Source organism: Corynebacterium afermentans subsp. afermentans, assembly GCF_030408355.1.
GTDB classification, from domain to species: domain Bacteria; phylum Actinomycetota; class Actinomycetes; order Mycobacteriales; family Mycobacteriaceae; genus Corynebacterium; species Corynebacterium afermentans.
This window is the reverse complement of sequence record NZ_CP046606.1, coordinates 1,918,645-1,943,210: the sequence shown is the minus strand read 5'-3', so window position 1 is coordinate 1,943,210 and position 24,566 is coordinate 1,918,645. Positions and strand designations below refer to the sequence as shown.

The 24,566-nt window shown below is 65.7% G+C and carries 21 protein-coding genes; 11 read left to right on the top strand and 10 right to left on the bottom strand.

Features of this window, described 5'->3' with window-relative positions; translation table 11 throughout:
- Nucleotides 1–12 precede the first annotated feature (12 nt).
- Both CAFEA_RS09335 and CAFEA_RS09330 read left to right on the top strand, forming a co-directional pair.
- Nucleotides 13–909, top strand: a complete 897-nt coding sequence (locus tag CAFEA_RS09335; RefSeq protein WP_035000055.1) for a phosphoribosylaminoimidazolesuccinocarboxamide synthase — start codon at nt 13–15, stop codon at nt 907–909.
- A complete protein-coding gene (locus tag CAFEA_RS09330) occupies nt 906–2,987 on the top strand; it encodes a S9 family peptidase (RefSeq protein WP_143313381.1) in 2,082 nt (693 codons plus the stop codon). Before CAFEA_RS09335 ends, CAFEA_RS09330 begins: the two co-directional genes overlap by 4 nt.
- Here the strand turns inward: CAFEA_RS09330 and CAFEA_RS09325 are convergent.
- Nucleotides 2,984–4,459, bottom strand: a complete 1,476-nt coding sequence (locus CAFEA_RS09325; protein WP_063938876.1) for a DUF222 domain-containing protein — start codon at nt 4,457–4,459, stop codon at nt 2,984–2,986. The two genes, CAFEA_RS09330 and CAFEA_RS09325, sit on opposite strands and share 4 nt — an antisense overlap.
- Nucleotides 4,460–4,601: 142 nt before the next feature.
- On the opposite strand from CAFEA_RS09325, the gene CAFEA_RS09320 reads away from it, so the two are divergent.
- Complete coding sequence (locus tag CAFEA_RS09320; protein WP_063938875.1) at nt 4,602–5,276, top strand: DUF2334 domain-containing protein; 675 nt, start codon at nt 4,602–4,604, stop codon at nt 5,274–5,276.
- Here the strand turns inward: CAFEA_RS09320 and CAFEA_RS09315 are convergent.
- The 4 genes from CAFEA_RS09315 to CAFEA_RS09300 all read right to left on the bottom strand — a co-directional run bounded on the left by CAFEA_RS09315 (nt 5,273) and on the right by CAFEA_RS09300 (nt 12,273).
- Entirely contained in the window at nt 5,273–6,091 is an 819-nt protein-coding gene (locus CAFEA_RS09315; RefSeq protein ID WP_063938874.1) for a metal ABC transporter permease, read from the bottom strand. The two genes, CAFEA_RS09320 and CAFEA_RS09315, sit on opposite strands and share 4 nt — an antisense overlap.
- A complete protein-coding gene (locus CAFEA_RS09310; RefSeq protein WP_063938873.1) occupies nt 6,088–6,759 on the bottom strand; it encodes a metal ABC transporter ATP-binding protein in 672 nt (223 codons plus the stop codon). Before CAFEA_RS09310 ends, CAFEA_RS09315 begins: the two co-directional genes overlap by 4 nt.
- An 11-nt stretch (nt 6,760–6,770) precedes the next feature.
- A complete protein-coding gene (locus CAFEA_RS09305; protein WP_063938872.1) occupies nt 6,771–7,697 on the bottom strand; it encodes a metal ABC transporter solute-binding protein, Zn/Mn family in 927 nt (308 codons plus the stop codon).
- Between the two features lie 94 nt (nt 7,698–7,791).
- Nucleotides 7,792–12,273: an ExeM/NucH family extracellular endonuclease gene (locus tag CAFEA_RS09300; protein WP_290183518.1), complete on the bottom strand. Its 4,482-nt coding sequence runs from the start codon at nt 12,271–12,273 to the stop codon at nt 7,792–7,794.
- Nucleotides 12,274–12,490: 217 nt separating this feature from the next.
- Here CAFEA_RS09300 and purS point away from each other — a divergent pair, with 217 nt between their 5' ends.
- From purS to purL, 3 genes are read left to right on the top strand one after another with little or no spacing between them, the layout of a single operon-like run.
- The gene (gene purS, locus CAFEA_RS09295; protein ID WP_074432067.1) at nt 12,491–12,721 is read left to right on the top strand and encodes a phosphoribosylformylglycinamidine synthase subunit PurS; all 231 of its coding nucleotides are present in this window, start codon (nt 12,491–12,493) and stop codon (nt 12,719–12,721) included.
- Nucleotides 12,718–13,392, top strand: a complete 675-nt coding sequence (purQ, locus tag CAFEA_RS09290; RefSeq protein WP_063937249.1) for a phosphoribosylformylglycinamidine synthase subunit PurQ — start codon at nt 12,718–12,720, stop codon at nt 13,390–13,392. The genes purS and purQ overlap by 4 nt, the downstream gene beginning before the upstream one ends.
- 7 nt (nt 13,393–13,399) lie before the next feature.
- Entirely contained in the window at nt 13,400–15,676 is a 2,277-nt protein-coding gene (gene purL, locus CAFEA_RS09285) for a phosphoribosylformylglycinamidine synthase subunit PurL (protein ID WP_063937248.1), read from the top strand.
- Nucleotides 15,677–15,763: 87 nt separating this feature from the next.
- Here purL and CAFEA_RS09280 read toward each other — a convergent pair whose 3' ends face one another.
- Complete coding sequence (locus CAFEA_RS09280) at nt 15,764–16,771, bottom strand: acyl-CoA thioesterase (protein WP_063937247.1); 1,008 nt, start codon at nt 16,769–16,771, stop codon at nt 15,764–15,766.
- Between the two features lie 24 nt (nt 16,772–16,795).
- Here CAFEA_RS09280 and CAFEA_RS09275 point away from each other — a divergent pair, with 24 nt between their 5' ends.
- From CAFEA_RS09275 to purM, 3 genes are read left to right on the top strand one after another with little or no spacing between them, the layout of a single operon-like run.
- A complete protein-coding gene (locus tag CAFEA_RS09275; RefSeq protein ID WP_063937246.1) occupies nt 16,796–17,176 on the top strand; it encodes a sterol carrier family protein in 381 nt (126 codons plus the stop codon).
- 24 nt (nt 17,177–17,200) lie between these two features.
- Entirely contained in the window at nt 17,201–18,709 is a 1,509-nt protein-coding gene (gene purF / locus CAFEA_RS09270; RefSeq protein WP_051106505.1) for an amidophosphoribosyltransferase, read from the top strand.
- Nucleotides 18,710–19,777 carry a phosphoribosylformylglycinamidine cyclo-ligase gene (purM, locus tag CAFEA_RS09265; RefSeq protein WP_035000043.1) on the top strand — a complete coding sequence of 356 codons (1,068 nt, stop codon included), beginning with the start codon at nt 18,710–18,712 and terminating at the stop codon, nt 19,775–19,777. It begins immediately after the preceding gene.
- A gap of 52 nt (nt 19,778–19,829) precedes the next feature.
- Here the strand turns inward: purM and CAFEA_RS09260 are convergent, their stop codons facing one another.
- Nucleotides 19,830–20,030, bottom strand: coding sequence for a DUF3073 domain-containing protein (locus tag CAFEA_RS09260; protein ID WP_035000042.1), 201 nt, complete (start codon nt 20,028–20,030; stop codon nt 19,830–19,832).
- Between the two features lie 131 nt (nt 20,031–20,161).
- Nucleotides 20,162–21,214, bottom strand: a complete 1,053-nt coding sequence (gene ygfZ, locus CAFEA_RS09255; protein WP_063937245.1) for a CAF17-like 4Fe-4S cluster assembly/insertion protein YgfZ — start codon at nt 21,212–21,214, stop codon at nt 20,162–20,164.
- A gap of 22 nt (nt 21,215–21,236) precedes the next feature.
- Between ygfZ and CAFEA_RS09250 the strand changes: the two genes are divergently transcribed.
- Nucleotides 21,237–22,133 (top strand): aminodeoxychorismate lyase, encoded by an 897-nt coding sequence (locus CAFEA_RS09250; protein ID WP_063937244.1) that lies wholly within the window; start codon nt 21,237–21,239, stop codon nt 22,131–22,133.
- On the opposite strand, the gene CAFEA_RS09245 is transcribed toward CAFEA_RS09250, so the two are convergent.
- Entirely contained in the window at nt 22,130–22,798 is a 669-nt protein-coding gene (locus tag CAFEA_RS09245; protein WP_063937243.1) for a heme-binding beta-barrel domain-containing protein, read from the bottom strand. The genes CAFEA_RS09250 and CAFEA_RS09245 overlap by 4 nt on opposite strands.
- Entirely contained in the window at nt 22,791–23,516 is a 726-nt protein-coding gene (locus CAFEA_RS09240; protein WP_253704923.1) for an LmeA family phospholipid-binding protein, read from the bottom strand. Before CAFEA_RS09240 ends, CAFEA_RS09245 begins: the two co-directional genes overlap by 8 nt.
- A 34-nt stretch (nt 23,517–23,550) precedes the next feature.
- Here CAFEA_RS09240 and mshD point away from each other — a divergent pair, with 34 nt between their 5' ends.
- On the top strand, nt 23,551–24,423 hold the full coding sequence (mshD, locus tag CAFEA_RS09235) for a mycothiol synthase (RefSeq protein WP_063937241.1): 873 nt from the start codon (nt 23,551–23,553) through the stop codon (nt 24,421–24,423).
- Nucleotides 24,424–24,566: the final 143 nt, after the last annotated feature.

The following is a 24,566-nucleotide window of genomic DNA, read 5'->3' as shown; positions in this document are numbered from 1 at the left end:
ATACTAGCGCGCATGCGTCCAGAGCTTTCAGATTACTCACACATCTCCGGCGGCAAGGTTCGCGAGATCTACGAGGTGGATGAGCAGACCCTGCTCATGGTCGCGACAGACCGCATCTCCGCCTTCGACTTCTCCCTCGAACCGGCGATCCCGGACAAGGGGCGGATCCTCACCGCTACCTCCATGTTCTTCTTCGACCTGCTTTCCGACGTGCCGAACCACCTGGCCGGCCCGATCGACGACGAACGTATCCCCGAAGACGTCCTCGGCCGCGCCATGGTGGTGAAGAAGCTGGACATGGTGCCGTTCGAATGTGTGGCCCGCGGCTACCTCACCGGCTCCGGCAAGAAGGAATACGACGCCACCGGCCGTGTTTGCGGCGTGAAGCTGCCCGAGGGGCTGACCGAGGCGTCCAAGCTGGACGAGCCGATTTTCACCCCCGCCACCAAGGCTGAGCAGGGCGACCACGACATCAACGTCACCTTCGAGCACATGGCAGGAAAACTCGGCGCGGACCTTGCTACGCGCCTGCGGGATGCCACGCTCGAGGTATACCGCCGTGCCGCCGACTACGCGGAGACCAAGGGCATCATCCTCGCCGACACCAAGCTCGAGTTCGGTCTGGACGAAAACGGCGAGCTCGTGCTCGCCGACGAAGTGCTCACGCCCGATTCTTCCCGCTACTGGCCCGCCGACAACTACGAAGAAGGACGCAGCCAGCCCAGCTTTGACAAGCAATACGTGCGTAACTGGCTCACCGGCCCGAAGTCCGGCTGGGACCAGGAGGAAGGCACCACGCCGCCGGAGCTGCCCGGCTCCGTCGTGGAGGCCACCCGCGACCGCTACATCGAGGCGTACGAGCGCCTTTCTGGCCGCCGCTTCTCCGAATGGCCGGGGGAGCACGCATGATCCCACCCGTAGCTTCGATGCGCCCGATTGTCCGCAAGTTTCACGGCCGCGAGTTCGTGGACAACTACGAGTGGCTGCGCGACAAGGACAACCCCGAGGTCATCGCACACCTCGAGGCCGAAAACGCCTATACGGAGGAGAAAACGTCCGCCTGGTCTGGGCTGGTGGACGACGTCTACGGCGAGATCAAATCCCGCATCAAAGAGACCGATATGTCCGTGCCGCAGCGCCAGGGCGACTGGTGGTACTACGGCCGCACCATCGAGGGCAAGGACTACGGCATCTCGTGCCGCGTCCCGACCGGCGATGACCCGTGGACCCCGCCTGAGGTCACCGAGGACATGCCGGGGGAGCAGGTGCTTCTCGACGTCAACGAGCTCGCCGCCGGGCACGAGTTCTTCGCACTCGGGGCATCGTCCGTGTCCACATCCGGGCGCCTGCTCGCGTACTCCTTCGACACCGAAGGCGACGAGCGCTTCACCATGCGGTTCAAAAACCTGGACACCGGCGAACTGCTCGACGACGAACTTCAGGGTCTCTTCTACGGCGCGACCTGGGCGGGCGAAGACTATCTGTTCTACGTCCGCTGCGACGACGCCTGGCGCCCCCACCAGATCTGGCGCCACAAGCTGGGCACACCCGCTGCCGAAGACATGCTGGTGTACGAGGAAACCGACGAGAAGTTCGGCGTCGGCGTGGGCGCGGACCGCGCGGAACGCTTCCTCATGATCATCGCGTCATCGTCGTTGACCTCCGAGTACCGCGTGCTCGACCTGACTGACCCTACCGGCGAGTTTGAGGTGCTGTGGGAGCGCGAAGCGGGCATCGAGTACCACCCGGACTTCTGCGTCGTCGACGGTAAAGAGCAGTGGGTGGTCACGCACAACGCTCACGGGGCGAACTTCTGCGTCGCGACGACACCTGTCGGCGCCGTGGCGCCCCTGCGGGAGCTGCCCGTGCTGGTGGAGCACTCCGAGACCGTGCGCATCGAAGCGATCGACACTTACCGCGACTTTTTGTTCATGGCCTACAGGCGCGGCGGGATCCCGCGGCTGGCCGTGGCAACGCTCGACGGCGGCTTCGGCGAGTTCAAGGAGTTGGAGTTCTCCGAAGAGCTCTACACCGTGGGCCTCGGCGGCAACCCGGAGTGGGACGCCCCGGTGGTGCGCATTGGCTACTCCTCGTACACCCAGCCCTCGCAGGTGTTGGATTACACGGTCGCGACCGGAGAGCTGACCCTGCTGAAGGAAAAAGAGATCGAGGGCGGTTACAACCCGGACGAGTACGAGGCTTACCGCGAGTGGGCAACCGCCGCGGACGGGGAGCAGGTGCCGATTTCGGTGGTGCGCCGCAAGGGCGTCGAAGGCCCCGCGCCTACGCTGCTGTACGGCTACGGCTCGTATGAGGCATCCACGGACCCCGGGTTTTCGGTGGCGCGGCTGAGTCTGCTCGACCGCGGCATGGTGTGGGTGTGCGCCCACGTGCGCGGCGGCGGCGAGATGGGCCGCGCGTGGTACGACAACGGCAAGATGCTGCACAAGGCAAACACGTTCACGGACTTCATCGCGTGTGCGGACCGCGTCGTGGAGCTGGGCCTGACCACCCACGAGCAGCTGGTAGCCGAGGGTGGCTCCGCAGGCGGCCTACTCATGGGCGCGGTGGCGAACATGGCGCCAGAGAAGTTCGCCGGCATTCTCGCGATCGTGCCGTTCGTGGACCCGCTGACCTCCATTCTGAAGCCGGAGCTGCCGCTGACGGTGGGCGAGTGGGAGGAGTGGGGCGACCCGTTCCACGATCCCGAGGTGTACGACTACATGGCGAGGTACGCCCCGTACGAGAACATCGTCGCGCAGGACTACCCGGACATTCTTGCGGTGACAAGCTTGAACGACACCCGCGTGCTCTACGTCGAGCCCGCGAAGTGGGTGGCCAAGCTGCGTGAGGTGGGCACCGCAGGCGAGATCCTGCTGAAGACGGAGATGTCCGCAGGCCACGGTGGTGTGTCCGGCCGTTACGCAAAGTGGAAGCAGACCGCGTTCGAGTACGCGTGGACGCTGGTGAAAGCCGGGGCGGTTTAACCGTCCGGTTCGAATAAGGCAGGGTCCGGCGGGCGTTTTGGGTTGCCGCCGTGCCGCGCCCTCACTTTCTTCGTGAGTCTCTGACCAGGTGAATTGCGGTACTGGTAGGTGCTGGTGTGCCTGGGTGGGTCGCCGTTGGCGGGGTGGTAGTGCACGTCGCCGGTGTCGGGGTCGCGGCCGAAGTGGCCCTTGTTGCCGGCGCCGTCTTTGTTGTCGTTGTTGCACATGTGGTGCTCGCGGCACAGTAGGACCAGGTTGTCGATGCTGGTCAGCCCGCCGCTGAGGTAGGAGTCCAGGTGGTGGGCCTCGAGTTCGACGCCCGGCTTGGTGCAGCCGTTCCATGCGCACACGCTCTGCATCGCCAGCAGCACGAGTTTTTGCTCCACGGAGGCCAGTCGGGTGCGTCCGAGAGAGAGCGGGACACCGGTGGCGGAGTCGAGTTGGAGGATGAAGCTATCTCCTGCAAGGCCCAGGCGGACAATATCGAGCGGAGTGACTGACACCGAAGTGTTGGTCGTGAACTCGGTGAAGGCATCCGCACCCATGAGGTCCTCAAGGGTGAGCGTGACTACCACGGTGCCCACCCCTCCGCGGGATTTTGCGGCGGCGTCGCAGTAACGATCGAGCACGCTCATAAGTTGGTCCAAGCGGCGCTGGTGCTTGCGGCGGCTGTCCCGCTTCGCGGCGTCCTCGCCTTCCATGTTGGATCCCATGTGGTCGCCGGCGGCGAGGCATGCCTCCAGCTTCGCCCGTGATGCTGCGTCGAGGTAGCCGTTGAAATACGAGCCACCGTCTGCGTCCGGTTCCCCGAGCCAGATGCCGCGCTTCTTCCACGCGGCGAGGGGGTCCTTCTTTCCGTCGTAGTCGCGCCCGCGCTTGTTGGCGCGCTTGACCAGGTCGCGGACGAACTTCCGCAGCTCTTCGGCGGTGTGGGATTCGGCCGCCTCCATCGCTTCGGCGAGGATTTCTTCGTAGCCGGGGTCTGCGTGCGCGTTGAGGTCTTTGAGCGCGTCAGTGATAATGCGCTTCTTCTCTGCGTTGGCTTTTTCGGCTGCACGGCGCGCTCGCTCCTGTGCCTCGCGCGCCTTCTTGCGTCGCGCTTGTGCCTCCTGCTCTTTGCGCTCGCGGTCTTCTTCGTCGTCGCTCACTTCCGGCTCAGGCACCTCGGGTTCGCCGTAGAGCTTCCTGCCCTGCTCCAGGAGCGCAAACGCTTCTCGACGAGACAAGCCCAAGCTCCGGGTCAGATACTCCACCGCGTGGTTCGCGCCGACAAGGGCGCCCGCGCCGTCCCGGTCGCAGAGGAACGCGAACGCCGCGTCCGCGTTGGACAACAGCGGCAGGCAGGCGTGGAGGCGCTCCATGGCCACGTGGGTGGAGACGAGGTGGAGAGTGTCGGGGTCGCGCATTACGTTGGCAAGCGACCGCAGCCCGGCGACGATTTGGTTGACTGCTTGGTCGAGCACTGCGCTCATCTGGAGCACCTCCTTTCATTCCACTTGACTACGCATAGTAGGACCCCCTACGACACGACCCTGCCGATATAGAACACCCGTTCGAATGGTGTCGAAAAACTTCACCCGGCGCAGAGTGTTTTGATGTGCGATAATCTCCCCTATGCCTGGGCGCGTGCTTGTCTCCATTTCTTCCATCTTCGACACGACGTTGGAGGATGTCACCAGCATGGTGCGCGACCTGGACCGCGAGGGGATGCCCGTTTCACTGCTGGTTGCGCCCCACATTGACAAAAAGTGGCACCTTGCCAAGGACGACGGCACCCGCGCCTGGCTCGCCGAGCAGCTCGGCACCCGCGCGCTCATGCTCAACGGCTTCGACCAGCCGGTGCAGGGAAGGCGCAGCGAGTTTGCCAGTTTGGGCGAGCACGAGGCGAGGCTTCGTCTCAAAGGCGCCACGCGTCAGATGTCGGCGCTCGGTTTCGACTTGGATATGTTCGCGCCGCCGCGCTGGCGCATGTCAGACGGCACGTTGAAGGTGCTCGACGAGTTCGGCTTTACCGTCGCTGCCTCCACCAAGGGCATCTACCGCATCAAGCGGGGGGAGTTTTCCCAGGCCCGCAACCTGTCGGTGGGTGAGGGCTATGGTGCGGCGAAGTGGTGGCGCCGCAACGTGATCAAGGCCGCCGAGCGCGGCGCGGAGAAGGGCAACACGATCCGTTTGTCGGTCTCCGGGCGCGAGCTGGGGCAGAAGAAGGTGCGCCGCGACTTCCTCGCAGCCGCCGCGGCAGCGGTAGACAAGGGCGCGACACCGGCGGACTACCGGGAGTACCGCTAGCCGCGTACCCGGCCGATCACTCGGCACACCAGGTAGATCCCGAACGAGATAAAGGCCACAAACACGCTCACCGGCATACCTGGGGCGAGCGAAAGCACCATCCCGCCTACGGCCGCGACTTCCGCGAACACGATGGACAGCACCACCGCAAGCTTCGGGTTCGCCGTCACCTGAGCGGCTGACGCCCCCGGGGTGATCAGCAGCGACATCACTAGCAACGCGCCGACGATCTGCACGGACTGGGCCGACGCGATGCCCACGAGTACCGCGAACACCAGTGCCATCGTGCGCACGGGAACGCCGCACGCGGCGGCCATCACGGGGTCCGCGGAGGAGAACAGCAGCGGCCGCCACAGGACCAGCAAGGCGACGGCAACCAGCACCGTTGTGCCTGCCAGCAGCATCACGTTTTGCGCCGACACGCCAACAATCTGGCCAGTCAGCAGCGCTAGCGCCCGGTTCGAGTTTCCTGGATACAGGTGGATGAACAGCACGGACAAGGCCATGCCGAAGCTCATGGCTACACCTACCGCGGAATCCTGCTGGCCCTTCAGCCCCAGCGCCGCCAGCACCAGGGCAGCGACCACCGCACCCGCCACGGCGCCGAAACCGACGTTGAGCCCGAACAGCAGCGCCGCGGAGGCACCCATGAGCGCGAGCTCCGAGGTCGCGTGCACCGAAAACGACATCTGGCGCAGCACGATCAGCGGTGCCATCACCCCGGACAACACTCCCAGAAGCGCGCACGCCACAAGCGTCGTCTGCACGAAGTCCTGGCTGAGTAGATACGAAGTGTCTGCTAAAAACGCACTCACAGGACCACCATCCGTCCGTCAACCTCCACGACGCCCACGCGGGTGCCGTAGAGCTCGCTGAGCACCTCGGAGCGCATAACTTCGGCAACGCTGCCCACCACGTGGCCTTCCGGGCCGAGGTAGAGTACTCGGTCCACAACGCCCATCACCGGGTTGATCGAGTGCGTCACGCACACCACGGCCGCGGGGTGCTCGGCGAGGCGTTGCACGGTGTCGCGTGCGCGGGCGGGGTCGAGGGAGAGCAGGGGCTCGTCGCAAAGCAAAAGCTCTGGGTTCTGCGAGAATGCCTGCGCCTGGCGGATCAGCTGTTGCTGGCCGCCGGAGAGTACCCCCACGCGCCGCTCGGAAAAGGATTGCGCCCCCACAGAAGCCAATTGCCTATCGACGTCCTCCGGTCTCGCCCGCTTTCCCATCGCCAACGCAACAAGGTCGCGCCCGCGCACCGGCAAGTCCTTCGGGAACATGTGCTGCTGCGGGATAAAACCGACCTGCCCGTGGACCGCGGCCGTGCCGGTAGTGAGCTTGCGCGTGCCCATCAGCGTGCCCAGCAGGGTGGATTTGCCCACGCCGTTTGGGCCGAGCACCGCGATGAATTCGCCGGGCTCGACGGTGAGGGTGAGGTCGCGCCAGAGTGGTTCGACGGCGGCGCTGCGAAGCTCAGCGATCAAATTGGCAATTCCTAGTGGTGGTGGTCGGTCGGCTCGGCGTGGGCTGCGATGTCGGTGATCTGCCCCACGATCTCCTCGAAGTAGTCCAGGAAGTTCTGGCCGGCCGGGGGCGTCTCCCGAATTTCAACAACGGGAACATTATGCGCCTTCGCCGCATCCGCCAACCGCTGGGTGGCGCTGTTGGTGCTCTGCGGGTTGGCAAACAGCATGTCCAGCTCGCCGCGCTCGATCTGCTCCAGGAACGCCGCCACTGCAGATGCGGACGGCTCCTGGTGGTTCAGGCTGGCCTTGACGTATTCCTCGGGCGTGATGTCGTGCAGCTCCGTGCCCCACACCAAGCCGGCCGCGATCGTCTCAGTCATGCCGATGTGCACGTGCGGCACCGCGTTGAGCTTGGATTGGATTTCGCCGATGCGCTGCTTGACGTCTGACGCGTCCCCGCCGGTGCATTCCGCGACATCCTCCGCGACCTGCAGCACCTTCGCGGGCGCGAACCAGGCGTGCTCGATGTCGTCGAGGGAGCCGATGTCATGGTGGTGATGGTCGTGGTCCCCGTGCTCGTGATCATCGTGGGAATGGTCGTGGTCGTGGGCCTCTTCAGCGTCGAGAAGCGGGATGGCGTAGACGATGCGGTCCTGCTCGGCGGCGGTGTAGAGCGCCGCGTCGTACGCGCCCCCGTTGGCCACGACGGTGTTTGCGCCCTTGATACGCGCGAGGTCCTTCGCCGACGGCTCGAAGTGGTGGGGGTCCACCGCGTCACCGGTGATGATCGCGTCCACGTCGTTGCCCGTGACCGCCGAGGCCACGTCCGCCCACACACCGGTGGTGGCGACAATCTCCGCATTATCCGCGGTCTCAGTGGAGCAACTGCTTATCGACGCCCCTACGGCCACCACCGCAGCCACCACACCAACACTGTATTGAAAATGATTACGCATAAGGGAGATTAAACCACTACTGGAAATCGTTTTCAAAACAGGAAGCCCCGGCCCGGATCGACCGGGACGGGGCTAGCTGCGCGAGCCTACGCGCTTACTTGGAGGAGCCACCCTCGGTGGAGCACAGCGTGGCCAGCGTGGCGATCGCCGCGACGGCCAGCGCCACACCCGCAGCCGTGCCAGCAGCCTGCTGCATCTCCGGGGAGATCGGCAGCTGGTTCTGCACCGATGCGCCAACCGCATCGACCTGCTCCTTCACCGGAGCCAGCGCCGGGACGTCCATGGTTGCAGCCAGGCCGAGCGGGATCAGCGCCAACAGCGGCAGCGCCATGATGCCCGCGGACGGCAGGCAGCGGTCGCTCACGCTGGAGCCCTCGCCGGCCGGAGCGTTGGCACCGTCCTTGCCATCGCGGCCATCGGCACCGTCTGCACCCTTCTCGCCGTCCTTGCCCGGCTTGCCGTCTTGGCCGTCCTTGCCGTCAGCGCCTTTCTCGCCGTCAGCGCCGTCAGCACCCACAACGCGGCCCAGATTCTGGGTCTCACCGTCGGTGTAGGTGAGGACGAGCTCGCCGTCTTCGTTAACGACAGCCTCTGCGATGCCACGACCATTGGTGCCCGGAGCGCCGTCCTTGCCGTCGGGTGCGTCAGCGGTGACCTTGCCCAGGTCCACAGTCTCGCCGTCGGAGTAGGTGACCATCAGGTGGCCTTCGTCGTTGACCTCGAAGGACTTCACGCCACGGCCGTCCTTGCCATCCTGGCCATCGACGCCGTTCTTGCCTGCGGCGCCGGTGTCGCCCTTGTCGCCCTTCGGGCCCTGCTCGCCGTCCTTGCCGTCAGCGCCGTCCTTGCCGTCCTTGCCGTCAGTGCCGTTCTTGCCTGCGGCGCCGGTGTCGCCCTTGTCGCCCTTCGGGCCCTGCTCGCCGTCCTTGCCGTCAGCGCCGTCCTTGCCGTCCTTACCGTTGACGCCGTCGGTTCCGTCCTGACCGTCAGCGCCTGCGACGCGGCCGAGGTTCTGGGTCTCGCCGTCGGTGTAGGTGACCATCAGCTCGCCGTCCTCGTTGACCTCCAGGTTCGCGATGCCGCGGCCGTTCTCGCCGTCCTTGCCGTCAGCGCCGTCTTTACCGTCGACGCCGTCGGTTCCGTCCTGACCGTCAGCGCCTGCGACGCGGCCGAGGTTCTGGGTCTCGCCGTCGGTGTAGGTGGCGATTAGCTCGCCGTCCTCGTTGACCTCCAGGTTCGCGATGCCGCGGCCGTTCTCACCGTCCTTGCCGTCAGCGCCGTCCTTGCCGTCCTTACCGTCGACGCCGTCAGCGCCGTCCTTGCCGTCAGCGCCTGCGACGCGGCCGAGGTTCTGGGTCTCGCCGTCGGAGTAGGTGACCGTCAGCTCGCCGTCCTCGTTGACCTCCAGGTTCGCGATGCCGCGGCCGTTCTCGCCGTCCTTGCCGTCAGCGCCGTCTTTACCGTCGACGCCGTCGGTTCCGTCCTGGCCGTCAGCGCCTGCGACGCGGCCGAGGTTCTGGGTCTCGCCGTCGGTGTAGGTGACCATCAGCTCGCCGTCCTCGTTGACCTCCAGGTTCGCGATGCCGCGGCCGTTCTCGCCGTCCTTGCCGTCCTTGCCGTCCTTACCGTCGACGCCGTCAGCGCCGTCCTTGCCTGCGTCGCCGGTGTCGCCCTTGTCGCCCTTCGGGCCCTGATCGCCGTCCTTGCCATCGGCACCCTCGACCTTGCCGAGGTTCTCAGTGTCACCGTTGTCGTAGGTGACGACGAGTTCACCGGCGTCGTTGATTTCGGCCTTGACGATGTAGCGCGGCTTCTCCTCTTCAGCCTTCGGCTTCACGTTCACAGCGACTTTCACATGATCCACGGACTCGTCCGGGTAGGTGACGGTGATCTCACCGTCCTGGTCGTCGCCGACAGTGTCGGTGTTCGCAGGCTTGGTCCACTCGAACTTCGTGCCTTCCGGCAGCTGATCAGCGTCCTTCACCGTGGTCTTTGCATCTGGTAGAGCATCGCCCTGGGTGACAGTGACGGCCTCGCTTGCCTCCGGAGCAAACTTGTCCGCATCCTTCTCAGCGAGCTTGGTGCCGAAACCAACCTTGACCGGATCGTGGTCGGAGGAGCGGAACGGGTTACCGTAGCCGTAGAGCGGGTCGTCGCCGTCGCCGAAGAAGTCCTGGACGTTGTAGTTGCGACGGGAGTACTCGAACGCGACAGACTCGTCGCCGTTGATGTTCCAGACAGCCGAATCTTGCACGAGAGCCATCGCAGCTTCGTTGGCGAAGACGTGGTCCAGGGAGCCGAGCTGGCCGTCGAACTGGTAGGACTCCTGCGGGAAGTCCTTCTCGTGGTGGACCAGCGAGTAGCCGCCACCGCGCAGCGTGTTCAGCGCGTTTTCCATGGTGTAGGCGTTGAAGTCACCAACGAGGAAAGTCGGCAGCTCCTGCCAGTCGTCCTGCTTGTCCATGTGGTCGAGCAGTGCCTGCGCCTGCGCAACGCGAACATTGGCGTTGTTGCCCTGGCCGTCGCCGGTGGCTTCGTCGCCATTGGCTACGGATCCCTTGGACTTGAAGTGGTTGACCACGGCGACGAAGTTTTCGTCGTCGTCACGGTTGATGGTGTTGAATTCCTGCGCGAGCGGCTGGCGTGCCATGCGGGTGAACGCCTCGTCGTCGAAGATGCGGGACTCGCCGACCGGCTCGACCTGTGCGGGCTGGTAGATGAAGCCGACGCGGATGAAGTCTTCGGCGGTGCCGAGTTCGCTCGGGGACTTCACGTAGTCCCACTTGTTCTCGCCGGCGGCTTCGTTGAGCTCGCTGACCAGGTTGGACAATGCGTTGTCGCGCTGCGCAACATCGCCGGTGACGCGGGCACCGTTTTCAATCTCGGACAGGCCGAGCACGTCCGCGTCGAGCTTGTTGATTGCGGTAACAATCTTCGCCTGCTGATCCCGGAACGCATCCTGGGAGTACGCGCCGCGGACGTCGCAGTAGTTGGTGCCAACCGGGGTGCCGTTCATATCGGTGTACGACTTGCAGCCCGACTCGTCCTTGCCCAAGGAGGTGAAGTAGTTCAGCACGTTGAAAAAGCCGATGGTGTTGTCACCTTCGACGGTGTCCGGCACGTTGTACGACGTTGCGCGGGAATCTTCCCAGGTGATCGGCAGTTCCTCGGCTGCATTCTTGCCGGTGATCGGCTGCAGCGGCTGGAAGCGCCACTGGTCGAAGGAGTAGTCGACCACGACATCGGTCTGGAAGGTCACCTGGTCGCCGGTGCGGATCGACTTCACGCCGTTGTCGGAAGTGACCAGGTACGGAAGCGGAGTTTCTTTGTCGGTGCGGAAGTAGTTGCGGGTGCGACCGTCGTCGAGATACACAACCTCGGATGCCTGCTGCGCGTTGATCTCGGCAACCTTGGCCTTGTCGGGAACGATCACGTCGGTCGGATTGCGGAACGCCTTATCGCCCGGCGCCAAGCCGAGATCGCCGGTGTTGTTCAGGGTGTAGTTGTTGGTCACCGTGTAGCTCTTCGGTCGCACGAGCATGCCCTCATAGGGCTCGCGAGCCTCGTCGCCAGCTGGAAGGGTGTCGATTTCGATGGCCTTGGGAGCTTCAAGCGCTTCGTCAAGCTGTGCAATAGCCGACGCGGTGATCTGTGTCTGGTTGTAGTATTCGCCAACTGAACCAGTGACCTGCAGAGAATCCCCGCGCTTCGGGTAGTTCTGGTTGTCACCCATGTAGATGAAGATGCCGTCAGATGCGTCGCCCGGGTTCTTCTCAGTGCCGGTACCTGCGGTCTGGAGGAAGAAGCCGTTCTTGCCACCTTCGTCGTACACCGCCGTGACGACGCCTTCGGTGGTGACGGTCTGGCCGTCCAGCGGGGAGGTGGCGCCGGGGCCCTGGATCTCAGCGATCGGGGTGATCTCACCCGGCTGCGGCTGCTCGGGCTGAGGCGCCGGATCTGTCGGATCCTCCGGGACGGGGTCGGCAGGAGCCTGGCCAGAGCCGCTCGGGGTCGGGGTAGCAACCACAAAGTCTGCGGCGTTGTTGTCGGTGTCGATCCCGAGGGTCACACGCTGGATCGAGGTCGCGTTCGCGGTGCCGTTGGCAGGCGCGCCTTCCGCGCGCGAGGCGTCGCCCCAGCCGACGAGGTCCACTTCGTTGTTGTCTGCGTCGAGCAGGACGGCGATCGCGCCCTTGCCACTGAAGTTGAACTTGGCGGTCGTGTCGTCAGCGTCGGTGATCGCGTCACCGTTGGAGCCGGGTGTGCTTGTGATCAGGAACGTGCTCTTCGCGGGGACAACGCCGCTGAGTGTGTGCGTATTGCCGACGTTGTCGCCGGTGGAGCGCTGCTCGATCGTCCAGCCCGTGACGTCGATGGGCTGGTCGGTTGGGTTGTAAAGCTCGACGAAGTCTTTATCGAAGGCGGCGCCCTTGTTACCGCCACCGCCGTAGACCTCGTTGATGACGACATTGGAACCGTCGGTGGCTGCAGATGCAGTCGGGGCGACGACTGAAACGGTGCCTGCGGCCAACGCGATTGCCAACGCGGCACCGAGGCTCTTGCGGTAAGTGGACATGGAAACCTCTCGGGAACTGAAGAAAGACGGTTGATAGCAAAAACAAACTAACTGTCCTTCTCAGATTGCGCTCGGCGAGATGGCAGGATTTTCTAAGAATTTACCGGTCGTTCATTTTGTGCCGGTCAGCTAGGGTTTCGGGCCGTGTCGGGGCGTCCGATATACTGACGCGCGTACCGCAAAGGTCGATCAACCTCCCGAAACGTGAAGGATTCTCATGGCACGAGTCGTCGTTAATGTCATGCCCAAGGCCGAAATTCTTGATCCGCAGGGTCAGGCGGTGCTCCGCGCACTGGGCCGGATCGGAGTCGAGGGGGTGACCGACGTCCGCCAGGGCAAGCGCTTTGAAATTGAGGTGGATGATTCCGTCTCCGACGCCGAGCTGCAGCGCATGGCTGAAACGCTGCTGACTAACACCGTTATCGAGGACTTCGAGGTTGTGCGATGAGCGCAACTATCGGAGTCATTACTTTCCCAGGCACGCTTGACGACGTTGACGCGCTGCGCGCCGTCCGCCTCGCCGGTGCCGAACCGCGCCAGCTGTGGCACGCGGACAATGACCTCACCGGCGTGGATGCGGTTGTTGTCCCGGGTGGCTTCTCCTACGGCGATTACTTGCGTTCGGGCGCGATCGCCGCGCAGGCGCCGATGATGGGCGCCGTCGTGGAGGCTGCGAAGAAGGGGATGCCTGTGCTCGGCATTTGCAACGGCTTCCAGATCCTCACCGAGACTGGCCTGCTGCCGGGCGCGCTGACCCGCAACCAGGGCCTGAACTTCCACTGCGTGGACACCTACCTCGAGGTGGAAAACACCGAAACCGCCTGGACCAGCCAGCTGGGCGAGCGTATCTACGTCCCCGCCAAGCACGGCGAGGGCCGTTTTCAGGCCGCTCCGGAGACCATTGAGGCGCTGGAGAAGGAGGGCCGTGTGGTGTTCCGCTACTCGGACAACTTCAACGGCTCCATCAACGGCATCGCCGGCGTGACCAACGAGACCGGCCGCGTGGTGGGTCTCATGCCGCACCCGGAGCACGCCATTGAGACGCTGACCGGCCCGTCCACGGACGGTCTCGGCCTGTTCACTTCCGCCATCGACGCGATTTCGAAGATCGGAGCGTAGACCCGAAATGACCGTGCACAACGACACCGTCGACAACGCCTTCGACACCCCGGAGCTTGAGCAGCCGTACGCCGAGCTGGGCCTGAAGGACGACGAGTACGAAAAGATCAAGGCGATTCTGGGCCGCAGGCCTACCGACGCGGAGCTGACGCTGTACTCCGTGATGTGGTCCGAGCACTGCTCCTACAAGTCCTCCAAGACGCACCTGCGCTACTTCGGCCAGACCATGACCGAGGAGATGGCTTCGAAGATCCTCGCCGGTATCGGCGAGAACGCCGGCGTGGTGGACATCGGCGGCGGCGACGCGGTGACCTTCCGCGTGGAAAGCCACAACCACCCCTCCTTCGTGGAGCCGTACCAGGGCGCGGCCACCGGCGTCGGCGGCATCGTCCGCGACATCATGGCCATGGGTGCCCGCCCGATCGCAGTGATGGACCAGCTGCGCTTCGGCGCCATCGACGCCGACGACACCAAGCGCGTCCTGCCGGGTGTGGTCCACGGCATCGGCGGCTACGGCAACTGCCTGGGCCTGCCCAACATCGGAGGCGAGACCGTCTTTGACCCGGCGTACGCCGGCAACACACTGGTCAACGCGCTGTGCGTGGGCACGCTGAAGGTGGATGACCTCCACCTGGCGTTCGCCTCCGGCACCGGCAACAAGGTCATCCTGTTCGGCTCCCGCACCGGCCTCGACGGTATCGGCGGCGTGTCCGTGCTGGGCTCCGCCACCTTCGAGGAGGGCGAGGAGCGCAAGTTGCCGGCAGTGCAGGTAGGCGACCCGTTCGCGGAGAAGGTCCTCATCGAGTGCTGCCTCGAGCTCTACGCCGCCGACGTGGTCGAGGGCATCCAGGACCTAGGCGGCGGCGGCCTGTCCTGCGCCACCTCCGAGCTCGCGGCGTCCGGCGACGGCGGCATGACGGTCAACCTGGACAATGTCCCGTTGCGCGCGGAGAACATGTCCGCCGCGGAGATTCTCGCCTCCGAGTCGCAGGAGCGCATGTGTGCGGTTGTGGCGCCGGAGGACGTCGATAAGTTCATGGAGATCTGCGCCAAGTGGGACGTGCTCGCATCCGTCATCGGCGAGGTCACCTCGGACGAGGATCGCCTCCAGGTGTTCCACAACGGCGAGCTCGTGGTGGACGCCCCGCCGTCAACCATCGACGAGGGGCCGGTCTACGAGCGCCCCTACGCGCGCCCGGACTGGCAGGACGGTGTGCAGGCCGCAGCGGACGTCGAGAAGCAAAGCGACATCAAGGACGCATGGCTGAAGATGGTCGCATCGCCCGCGCTGTGCTCGCGCGACTTCATCACGGAGCAGTACGACCGCTACGTGCGCGGCAACACCGTGCAGGCCAAGTACGCCAACTCCGGCGTGCTGCGCATCAACGAGGAAACCAACCGCGGCGTTGCCGTCTCCGCTGATGCGTCCGGCCGCTACACCTACCTCGACCCGAACATGGGCGCGCGCCTCGCGCTGGCGGAGGCGTACCGCAACGTCGCGGTCACCGGCGCCACACCGGTTGCGGTGACCAACTGCCTCAACTTCGGCTCCCCGGAGAACCCCGATGTGATGTGGCAGTTCCGCGAGGCGGTGCACGGGCTTGCCGACGGCTCCGCTGAGCTGGCCATCCCAGTCTCCGGCGGCAACGTGTCCTTCTACAACCAGACCGGCGAGACGCCGATCCTGCCCACCCCCGTGGTCGGCGTGCTCGGCGTGATGGAGGACGTGGAGAAGGCCATCCCGCACGCGCTGCCGTCCGCGGACGAGCAGTACACCCTGATTCTGCTGGGCGAGACCAAGGACGAGTTCGGCGGCTCCGTGTGGCAGGACATCTCCGGCGCGGGCCTGGCCGGCCTGCCGCCGCAGGTGGACCTGGCTAACGAGGCGCGCCTGGCGGAGTTCTTCGCCGGTAACGCCGCCGGCATCGCGGCCGCGCACGACCTGTCCGAGGGCGGCCTGTCCCAGGCGGTGTTCGAGCTGCTGCTCGGCTCCGACAAGGGCGCGGAGGTGAACCTGGAGGGCGTGCACGCGGACGCGTTCACCGCGCTGTTCTCCGAGTCCGCCTCCCGCGTCCTGGTCGCCGTGACCAGCGACCGTGCAGAGGCCGCCGTGGAGCGCGCGACGTCGGCGGGCATACCGGTCGCTGTGCTGGGCGAGACCACCAACGACGGCGTGCTGCGCGTCGCTGGCGAGGAGGTCCAGATGCTGGAGCTCGCCGGTGCGTGGGCTGCGACCATGCCGTCGCACTTCGCGGCCGCAACGGCGCCGAACGCGGCGGTCTAACGGTTCAGCGCGACCACCAATAACGCGTTTGGGGAATGTGGCAATTATTTGCCACATTCCCCAAACGCTTATACGGGTGCGGAAAACTTAGGACGTGCGCTGCGCCGGCGGCAGCGGCTTGACCAGCGGTACCGGCTCGTACTGCCCGCGCAGATCCTTGAGCGTCTGCGTGTGCTCCCACAGCCGCTTGTCCTCCTCGGTCACCGGCGTGAAGTGGCGCGCCGGCAGGGGGTTGCCGTCGATGTCGATGCCGATGTAGGTGAACGTGGCGTGGATGGCGTCCTTCAGGTTTTCGCGCCCGCCGCGCGGGTCGCCGGCGCGCAGGTGCACCGAGGTGTGGATGGAGCGCGAGTCGGTGCGGGTTATGCGTGCATCCACCTCGATCAGGTCGCCGATGTGCACGGGGTGGTAGAAGCGGATGCCGCCGGCGTAGACCGCCACGGTGCGCTCGCCGGACCACTCCATGGTGCAGGCCAGGCCGGCCTCGTCGATCCATTCCATGGCGGTGCCGCCGTGGACGTTGCCGCCCCAGTTCACGTCGGTGGGTTTGGCCATGAAGCGGTGCACGATGCGCGGGGCGGTGGAGTCGTCGGTGTAGGTCTGCGCCTCCATCTCCGACTCGATGGCCTGGCGCAGCCCGATGCGGGACTTCGCGGCATCGGCGACGCGGCGCTCCTCGTCGTTGGTGGGCACGAAAGTGGGCACCGCCATGGACTTGCCGGTGCCGGGGTCCTTGGCCACGAAGACCACGAGGCAGTCGCAGGCGCGGGTGAACACGCCCTCGCGGGGGTCGGCGGAGAGCACCTCGTTGACAATGTGCATGGATGACCGCCCGGTCATGGCGATGCGGGAGCGCACCTCCACGATGTGGCCCGAGGGGATCGGGCGGGTGAAGTGGATGTGCCCCACGTATGCGGTGACGCAGTAAGTGGCTGACCACTGTGCGGCGCAGGCGTAGGCGGCCTTATCGATCCACTCCAGCACGCGGCCGCCGGAGACACCTTGGGCGCCGTGGTGCAGCACGTCGGTGGGGGAGGCCATGAATCGCAGGGTCACGGACGGGGAGCGCTCGGCGGCGACGCGGGTATTCGACATGGGGCCACCTTAATATGGTGTGTCATGGTGCAGAAACAAGACCCGGCGCTGACACGTGAGGCGATCCAGCAGGTGGCTGAGTGGTTGGAAGGTGGGGAAGCGGAGCCGTCGAGAAGCGAGCTTGCGAATGCTTGCCGGCGCACCGCGCGTACCCTCGCCGAGGAGCTCCCGGGCCACTCGGTGGAGTTGCGCGTGCCGCCGTTTGTGGCGGTGCAGTGCGTCGAGGGGCCGCGGCACACGCGCGGCACCCCGCCGAACGTGGTGGAGATGAAACCGGAGACGTGGCTGCGGCTGGCTACTGGGCTGACCACCTTCGGCGAGGAGCTCGAGCGGGGGACTATCGACGCCTCCGGTTCCCGCGCCGCAGAAATCGCCGCCGGCCTTCCCGTGATTGCGCTGCGCTAGGCGGACTCGGATACAGTGAGGGGCGTGTTTACGGAGAGCCCTAAACCAAGTCAGGACTTCGATATCGACAGCGACACCCCGCGCGACGAGTGCGGCGTGTTCGGCGTCTGGGCGCCGGGCGAGGACGTGGCCAAGCTGAGCTACTTCGGCTTGTTCGCGTTGCAGCACCGCGGCCAGGAAGGCGCCGGCATCGCGGTGGGAGACCCGGACAAGCTGGTCGTGTTCAAGGACACCGGTCTGGTCAGCCAGGTCTTCGACGAACCCGCGCTGGAAGCACTGCAGGGCGACGTGGCCATCGGTCACACCCGCTACTCCACGGCCGGGGGCAACTCGTGGGAGAACGTCCAGCCGATGTTCCGCACCTCGCCCAACGGCACGGACATCGCGCTGGCGCACAACGGCAACTTGGTCAACTACCTGGAGCTGCAGAACGAGGCGATTGAGAAGAAGCTCATTTCTCCTACCGGGGTAAATGGCCAGGGCTCGTCCTCGGACACCGCGGTGGTTTCGGCGTTGCTGGCCGATCTGGTCACCGAGGGCAAGACGCTTCTCGACGCCGCACGTGAACTCCTGCCCCGCGTCAAGGGTGCATTCTGTTTCATGGTCACAGACGGCCACACGCTTTACGCCGCGCGCGACCCGCACGGCGTCCGACCGCTGTCGCTGGGCCGCCTCGACGGCGGCTGGGTGGTTGCCTCCGAGACCTGCGCGTTGGACATCGTCGGCGCCTCCTTCGTCCGCGACATTGAGCCGGGCGAGATGGTCGCCATCGACGAGACCGGCGTGCACTCCGAGCGCTTCGCCGAAACTCCGAAGGCGCACTGTGTGTTCGAGTACGTCTACGTGGCGCGCCCCGATTCCGTCATCGACGGCCAGTCCGTCAACGCGTCCCGCATCGAGATCGGCCGCCGCCTGTCCAAGGTCAGCCCCGTGGAGGCGGACCTGGTCATGCCCGTGCCGGAATCCGGCACCCCTGCGGCGATCGGCTACGCGGAGGCATCCGGCATCCCGTTCAAACAGGGCATGATGAAAAACGCCTACGTGGGCCGCACGTTCATCCAGCCCTCCGACACCCTGCGCCAGCTGGGCCTGCGTTTGAAGCTCAACCCGGTGCGCGAAGTCATCGAGGGCAAAAAGCTCGTGGTGGTGGACGATTCCATCGTGCGCGGCAACACGCAGCGCAAACTCATCCGCATGCTGCGGGAGGCGGGCGCGGCGGAGGTGCACGTGCGCATCGCCTCGCCGCCGGTGAAGTGGCCGTGCTTCTACGGCATCGACTTCGCCAGCCCCGGCGAGCTGATTGCCAACCACGGCCGCACGGATTCGGAGGAGGCGATCGCCGAGTCCATCCGCACGATGGTGGGGGCGGATTCACTAGCATTCGTGCCTATCGACGACATGATCGCCGCCTCGAACCAGCCCAAGGAAAACCTCTGCGCGGCCTGCTTCACCGGCCACTACCCGCTGGGTCTGCCGGAGGGCAACCCCAACGCCGACCTTGTCCGACGCATCCAGAAAGGTGCAGAAGCCTAAATGAGTACTGAACAGCAACCCGTGTCCTACGAAGCCGCCGGCGTGTCCATCGAGGCCGGCGACAAGGCCGTGGAGCTTTTCGCCCCGCACGCCAAGCGCGCCACCCGCCCGGAGGTCCGCGGCGGCCTGGGCGGGTTCGCCGGCCTGTTCGCGCTGGGCAAGTACAAAGAGCCGCTGCTGGCGGCAGGCTCCGACGGCGTGGGCACAAAGCTCGCTGTGGCGCAGGCGATGGACAAGCACGACACCATCGGCATCGACCTGGTGGCCATGTGCGTGGACGACCTGGTCGTCTGCGGCGCCGAGCCGCTGTTTCTGCAGGACTACATCGCCATCGGCAAGGTCGTGCCCGAGAAGGTCGCCGAGATCGTCTCCGGCATCGCCGAGGGCTGCGTCCAGGCCGGCTGCGCCCTGCTCGGCGGCGAGACCGCTGAGCACCCGGGCGTGATGGACCCGGACGAGTACGACGTCTCCGCAACCGCCGTCGGCGTCGTCGAGGCTTCCGAGCTGCTCGGCCCGGACAAGGTCCGCGAGGGCGACGCCATCATCGCGATGGCGTCCTCCGGCCTGCACTCCAACGGCTACTCCCTGGCCCGCCACGTGCTGCTGGAGCGCGCCGGGCTGCCGCTGGACGCGGAGATAGAGGAGCTGGACCGCACCCTCGGCGAGGAGCTTTTGGAGCCGACCCGCATCTACGCCCTGGACTGCCTGGCACTGGCCGCGGAGTGCGACGTACGCACCTTCTGCCACGTCACCGGCGGCGGCCTGGCCGGCAACATGGAGCGCATCATCCCCGAGGGCCTGGTGGCGGACATGCGCCGCACCACCTGGACTCCGGGCCCGATCTTCCGCACCATCAAATCAGTCGGCCAGGTGCCGGACGAGGAGATGGAAAAGACGTTCAACATGGGCGTCGGCATGGTCGCCGTGGTCAGCCCGGAGGACCGGGACCGCGCCCTGGCGATCCTGGCCGCGCGCCACATCGACGCGTGGGACCTAGGCGAGGTCCGTGCCGCGGACGAGGGCGACACTGCCCGGGCCGTGCTGACCGGTTCGCACCCGCAGTACTAGGCAAAAGGAAAAGCACCCCGCGAGGGGTGCTTTTACATCGAGGCTGTGGACGTTAGCGGTCGTCGTCCTCGTCGTCCCAGTCCGCGTACTCCGCGTACTGGTCGTCCACCTCAGCCTCGTCGTCGTCCCAGCTGCGTCGCGGGGCCTGGCCTACAAGCTCTCGCTGCAGGGAATCCAGGTCCATTTCAGGAGTGTTGTACTTCAGCTGGCGAGCAACCTTGGTCTGCTTGGCTTTTGCGCGTCCGCGGCCCATGGCGTGACCCCCTTGAGGTGGTTCTTGGGCGGCCTTCTTAAGAGGCGGCCTCATACTTATTTACGATATTTTCCTGTAGGACACTATAGCCTGCTCTCAGGAAAAATGCGCTTCGGGGGGCTGAACAGCACTTATAGCTGGCTCTCAGGTCCGCGCCTGAGCCTATCGACGGCACGGCGCCCCGCATGCTCACCCTCATCCTCCGGGAACGACGACTGGTCCACCGACGCCGCCGTGCCGTCGATGTCCAGCGGGGCCTGCAACGCAGAACGCTTCACCAGCGCGAGCGCGACCGGTCCCTCGTCGGCATCGTGCACCACGGTGCCGAGCCTGCCCACCTTGCGCCCACCGGCGGTGATCTCCGCGCCGATTTCGGGCTCGTTCGGCGAGGAGCCGTCCAGCTGCAGCTTGACCAGCAGGCGCGGGGAGCGGCCCAGATTCTCCACGCGGGCGACGGTTTCCTGTCCGCGGTAGCACCCCTTTTCTAGGTGCACGGCGCGGATGGCCTCGCCGCGGTTGATCAGGCTCGGGGCCTCGTGCGGGATGGACTTTTCGTCTAGGTCCGCGCGCGTTTCCGGCTCGCCTGCGGCAACGCGGTAGGCGGTAAACGCCATCAGGCCCGCGAGCGGGAACTGGTCGGCGACCTGGCCAATCTGCTGCTTCGGCACCGCGATGTCGGTACGGCCGATCCCGCCCCAGCCGTCGAGGCGGCGGGTGACCACTTGGCCCAGGTCCGGCTCCGCCACCGGCCCCAGGATGGTCAGCACGCCCAGGTCCGGTTCCTCAATGGTCACCTCGGACCAGAACACCATCTTGCGCAGGAAGTCCACGAAGGATTCGCGCTCGTAGGAGGGCAGATCGAAGTAGTAGACACCGTCTGCCACTGCCACGTCCGCGTGGTGCAGGATCCGCCCCTGCGTGTCCAAGTCCAGGGCGGAGGCGGCGAAGCCGTCGGCCACATCGTCCAACTTCTGCGACAGCAGGTTGTCCAAAAACGCCGGCGCGTCCGGCCCGGAGACGGCAACGACGGCGCGGTGGGAGCGGTCCACCAGCGTCGGCTCGGTAATACGCTGCTCCACGAGGGGGTTGCCGTAGTGCCAGGGGACACCCTTGGCGTCGAGAAGCGAAGGGCCGCGCAGCTCCTGTGCGCCGGGACGTGTCAAAAGCTCCGTTGTGTAACCCATGGACGCCTATCATAGGGGCATTATGGTTTTTCCCCAGCTAACGCCAGCGCCCGTGATCTACCTTGTGGAGCCGTTCGGCGGCTCGGTGCGGCGCCAGAACCCGAACATGCCGCACGTGTTCTGGGACGACGCGGCCGTCACGCGCGGCGACGGCATCTTCGAGTCCATCCTGGTGCGTGGGGGCAAACCGCAGAACCTGGACAAGCACCTGCAACGCTTCGCGCGCTCCGCGGAACTTTTGGGCCTGCCTGAGCCGGGCCGGGAGCACTGGATTCGCGCGACCGAGGAAGCCGTGGCGGACTACTGCCGCGAGCGCGGGGACGCCCCGGACATCGAGGCCAAGTGCACCTGGACCATGACCCGCGGCCGCGAAACCACCGGAGTGCCCACCGCGTGGATCACCGTGCGGACACTGCCGAAAAAGGTGCTGCGCCAGCGCGAACGCGGGGTGAATGTGCTGACCACCCCGCGCGGCTACGCCATCGATCTCGATGTGCCGTGGATGCGCGACGGCGCGAAAACGCTCAACTACGCGCTGACCATGGCCGCGCTGCGCTGGGCGGACGAGCAGGGCGCGGACGACATCATCTACGTCGACCCGGAGACCGGGCGCGTGCTTGAGGGGGCGACTTCGAGCGTGCTCATGGTGAAAAAGGGCGGCCGCCTGCGCACACCAGCCCCCGGGGCGGGCGTGATGGCCGGCACCACTCAGGCCGCCGTTTTTGAGCACGCGGAAAAGCTGGGCTGGAAGTGCAAGACCAAAGACATTTACCTCAACGAGCTATTCAAGGCAGAGTCGGTCTGGCTGGTCAGCTCCACCCGCATCGCCGCGCGCGTGAAGCGCCTCGACGGCGAAAAGCTGCCCGCCCCCGACAACGCGTCGGAGATCAGGCAGCTCATCGAAGGCGCGATAGGCTAGCCCGCCACCCGCTTCAGCTCGGCGGACATGTAGGGCACCGACTCGCCGTCGACGACGCGCTCGTCCACCCAGCCCAGGTTGTTGTTGGGCATCAGGCCGTAGAGGCGCTTGCCTGGGCCGTGGGCCGCCGGGCCGGTTTCAGTGGCGATGGTGGAGGCGCTAGTGAGCTGCCATGCGCGCTCGTTGACCAGCCCGCCGTACATGATCTCCACCAGGCCGCGGGAATTGGTCAACGTCACCTCAATCTCGTCCTTAAGCGAGATGCGCCAAAAACCCACCTCGCGCTGGTCCGCGCCGGTGGCGTCGCCCTCGGAGTCCAAGCGCCAGATGCGGGACTCGAAACGCAGGTAATTCTCGCCGTCGTGGGAAACAATGAGCTGCTGGCCAAAGGCGTACTCCTCGCCCTCCGGGTCGGAAGGGTCGTTGGCCTGGCCGGAACCGGACCACACGCCGACGAGCGGCAGCAGGGCCAACAGGCCGTCGTGGAGCGAGGGGCCGTAACGCAGGTTCGCGGTGTCCGCCTCGAGCGGCATGTCCTCAAAACCCAGCTCCGGGATGTTGCGGTGGGCGGTGTTTTTGGACTGCTCCGCCGCGAGGTTCACAGCGTCGTTGCCGTTGAGCTTGTTGTCTGGAGTTTGTTCCGGGGTGTTGTTCTGTTCAGTCATGCTGTCCCAGCGTAGACGCTCCCGCCAGCGGCTCCAGATCCGCAGGTTCCACCACGGTGTTTACGCGGTCGCGGGATAGTTCAAACGAACCGCCGCGCAGCTGCACCAAGTCCGCGGGCCCGCCCAGGGGCAGCCCGCGGGTGTCCAGGTCGAACGTGAACCCGTCCAGTACGGTTTGTTCTTCGCCAGCTGCGACATCGATGAGTTGGCTGGGGCGCATGTGGAACGTGCCGTCGACAAGCCGCAGCGTCACCACCACCGTTGCGGGCTCCCGCGCGCCGGGCACAGTGCCGGTCAGGCGCGCCTCGCTGGCCACGCCGCCGGCGGGGGAGATGTCGTAGGGGTTGGCCATGTCCAGATCGGTGATGCCCAGCAGCTCGCCGAAGCCGACGCCATCCAGGCGGATGCGGCGGCGCACCAGGCGGGCATCTGCGCCGACGACCTCGCCGCGCAGCGCATCCGCAGGGTTGTCCAGCTTCAGATTGAACATCTCCACACTCACGGTGCCCACCCCGGGGCCGGGAATGTCCGCGTCGGTGCGTTTCACGGTGACGCGGGGGACGCGGCCGGTGACGCCCGACCACGCAAACGGCACGGCGCTGACCTCCGTCTCCACGCCCTCGCGCGCGAGACCGTGCTCCACATGCGAGGCCAGCGCGGTGTCCGCGAGCCCGAGGGCTGCGACGAGCGCTACCGCAACCACGGCTGCTTTCTTCACCGCGCCCTCCTTCCCGCACGTAGCCTTGGGAGCCATGACTGCAGATATCCTAAGCGCCCACCTGCCCGGCGACCGCGTGCGACCCTTGCTTGAGGCCGCCGAAGACGCCGATGGCATCGCCGCCTTTTCTGAAAGCTTTGTGCAGGGGCTTGACGACGAGCGCGTGCGCCACACCCACTTCCTGGTCGAAGACGGCGGCGACGTGGTGGCCTGCGCGGGGCTGGCGGAGGACGGCTCCGCGGAGCTGGTCGTGCACCCTGACTTCCGCCGCAAGGGGATCGGCGAGGCGTTGGCGCGCAAAGTCCGTGCGGAAAGCCCCGATACTGGCCTGTGGGCGCACGGCAACCTTGCGGGGGCGAAGGCGCTCGCGGCGAAACTGGGACTCAGCGTGTCTCGAGAACTGCTGGTGATGGGGATTTCCGCCGACGACATCCCTAGCGGCGGGCCTGAGCTGCCGGGTGGGTTCGAAGCACTGGACTACGTAGGTGCGGTGGAGCTTTGGGGACGGGACGCCGTCGAGAAGCAGTGGCTCGAAGTAAACAACGACGCGTTCTCCTGGCACCCTGAGCAAGGTGGCTGGGACCTGGAGCGGTTACACCGCGCGATGGAAGCCGACTGGTTCGATCCTGCAGGTGTGCAATTGCTGTATGAAGGCGAACAGTTGGCTGGGTTCCACTGGACCAAACGGCACCCGGATGGGACGGGTGAGGTGTATGTGGTTGGGATTGCCTCGCGGCATCGGGGGGAGGGAATGGGGGGACCACTGATGCAGATGGGGCTGAACCACCTTGTTGTAGAGGGATCACCGCAGGTCATCCTCTATGTTGAGGCGGATAATGTTCCGGCCGTGAAGCGGTATTTGCAGCTCGGATTCAAAGTTGATGAAAGTCACGTCGTGTACAAGTAGCCTGGCCTTAACCTGCGAAAACAGTGTGATGGACGGGAGTTCACCAGTTATTCACTTAACTGGCTACCGGCCATTAACCAGGGTTCCGTAGGTTTTCACTTGTGAGTATTCGGACAGTTGCTCCGACACTCGAAACTGACCCG

Excerpts from the sequence above, each read along its gene's own strand:
- CAFEA_RS09280 (WP_063937247.1), bottom strand. The coding sequence starts at position 16,771 with ATGTCGAATACCCGCGTCGCCGCCGAGCGCTCCCCGTCCGTGACCCTG.
- ygfZ (WP_063937245.1), bottom strand. The coding sequence starts at position 21,214 with ATGGGTTACACAACGGAGCTTTTGACACGTCCCGGCGCACAGGAGCTG.
- CAFEA_RS09330 (WP_143313381.1), top strand. The coding sequence starts at position 906 with ATGATCCCACCCGTAGCTTCGATGCGCCCGATTGTCCGCAAGTTTCAC.
- purS (WP_074432067.1), top strand. The coding sequence starts at position 12,491 with ATGGCACGAGTCGTCGTTAATGTCATGCCCAAGGCCGAAATTCTTGAT.
- CAFEA_RS09300 (WP_290183518.1), bottom strand. The coding sequence starts at position 12,273 with ATGTCCACTTACCGCAAGAGCCTCGGTGCCGCGTTGGCAATCGCGTTG.
- purQ (WP_063937249.1), top strand. The coding sequence starts at position 12,718 with ATGAGCGCAACTATCGGAGTCATTACTTTCCCAGGCACGCTTGACGAC.
- CAFEA_RS09260 (WP_035000042.1), bottom strand. The coding sequence starts at position 20,030 with ATGGGCCGCGGACGCGCAAAAGCCAAGCAGACCAAGGTTGCTCGCCAG.
- CAFEA_RS09305 (WP_063938872.1), bottom strand. The coding sequence starts at position 7,697 with ATGCGTAATCATTTTCAATACAGTGTTGGTGTGGTGGCTGCGGTGGTG.
- CAFEA_RS09250 (WP_063937244.1), top strand. The coding sequence starts at position 21,237 with ATGGTTTTTCCCCAGCTAACGCCAGCGCCCGTGATCTACCTTGTGGAG.
- CAFEA_RS09275 (WP_063937246.1), top strand. The coding sequence starts at position 16,796 with ATGGTGCAGAAACAAGACCCGGCGCTGACACGTGAGGCGATCCAGCAG.
- CAFEA_RS09245 (WP_063937243.1), bottom strand. The coding sequence starts at position 22,798 with ATGACTGAACAGAACAACACCCCGGAACAAACTCCAGACAACAAGCTC.
- purM (WP_035000043.1), top strand. The coding sequence starts at position 18,710 with ATGAGTACTGAACAGCAACCCGTGTCCTACGAAGCCGCCGGCGTGTCC.
- CAFEA_RS09320 (WP_063938875.1), top strand. The coding sequence starts at position 4,602 with ATGCCTGGGCGCGTGCTTGTCTCCATTTCTTCCATCTTCGACACGACG.
- CAFEA_RS09325 (WP_063938876.1), bottom strand. The coding sequence starts at position 4,459 with ATGAGCGCAGTGCTCGACCAAGCAGTCAACCAAATCGTCGCCGGGCTG.
- mshD (WP_063937241.1), top strand. The coding sequence starts at position 23,551 with ATGACTGCAGATATCCTAAGCGCCCACCTGCCCGGCGACCGCGTGCGA.
- CAFEA_RS09335 (WP_035000055.1), top strand. The coding sequence starts at position 13 with ATGCGTCCAGAGCTTTCAGATTACTCACACATCTCCGGCGGCAAGGTT.
- purL (WP_063937248.1), top strand. The coding sequence starts at position 13,400 with ATGACCGTGCACAACGACACCGTCGACAACGCCTTCGACACCCCGGAG.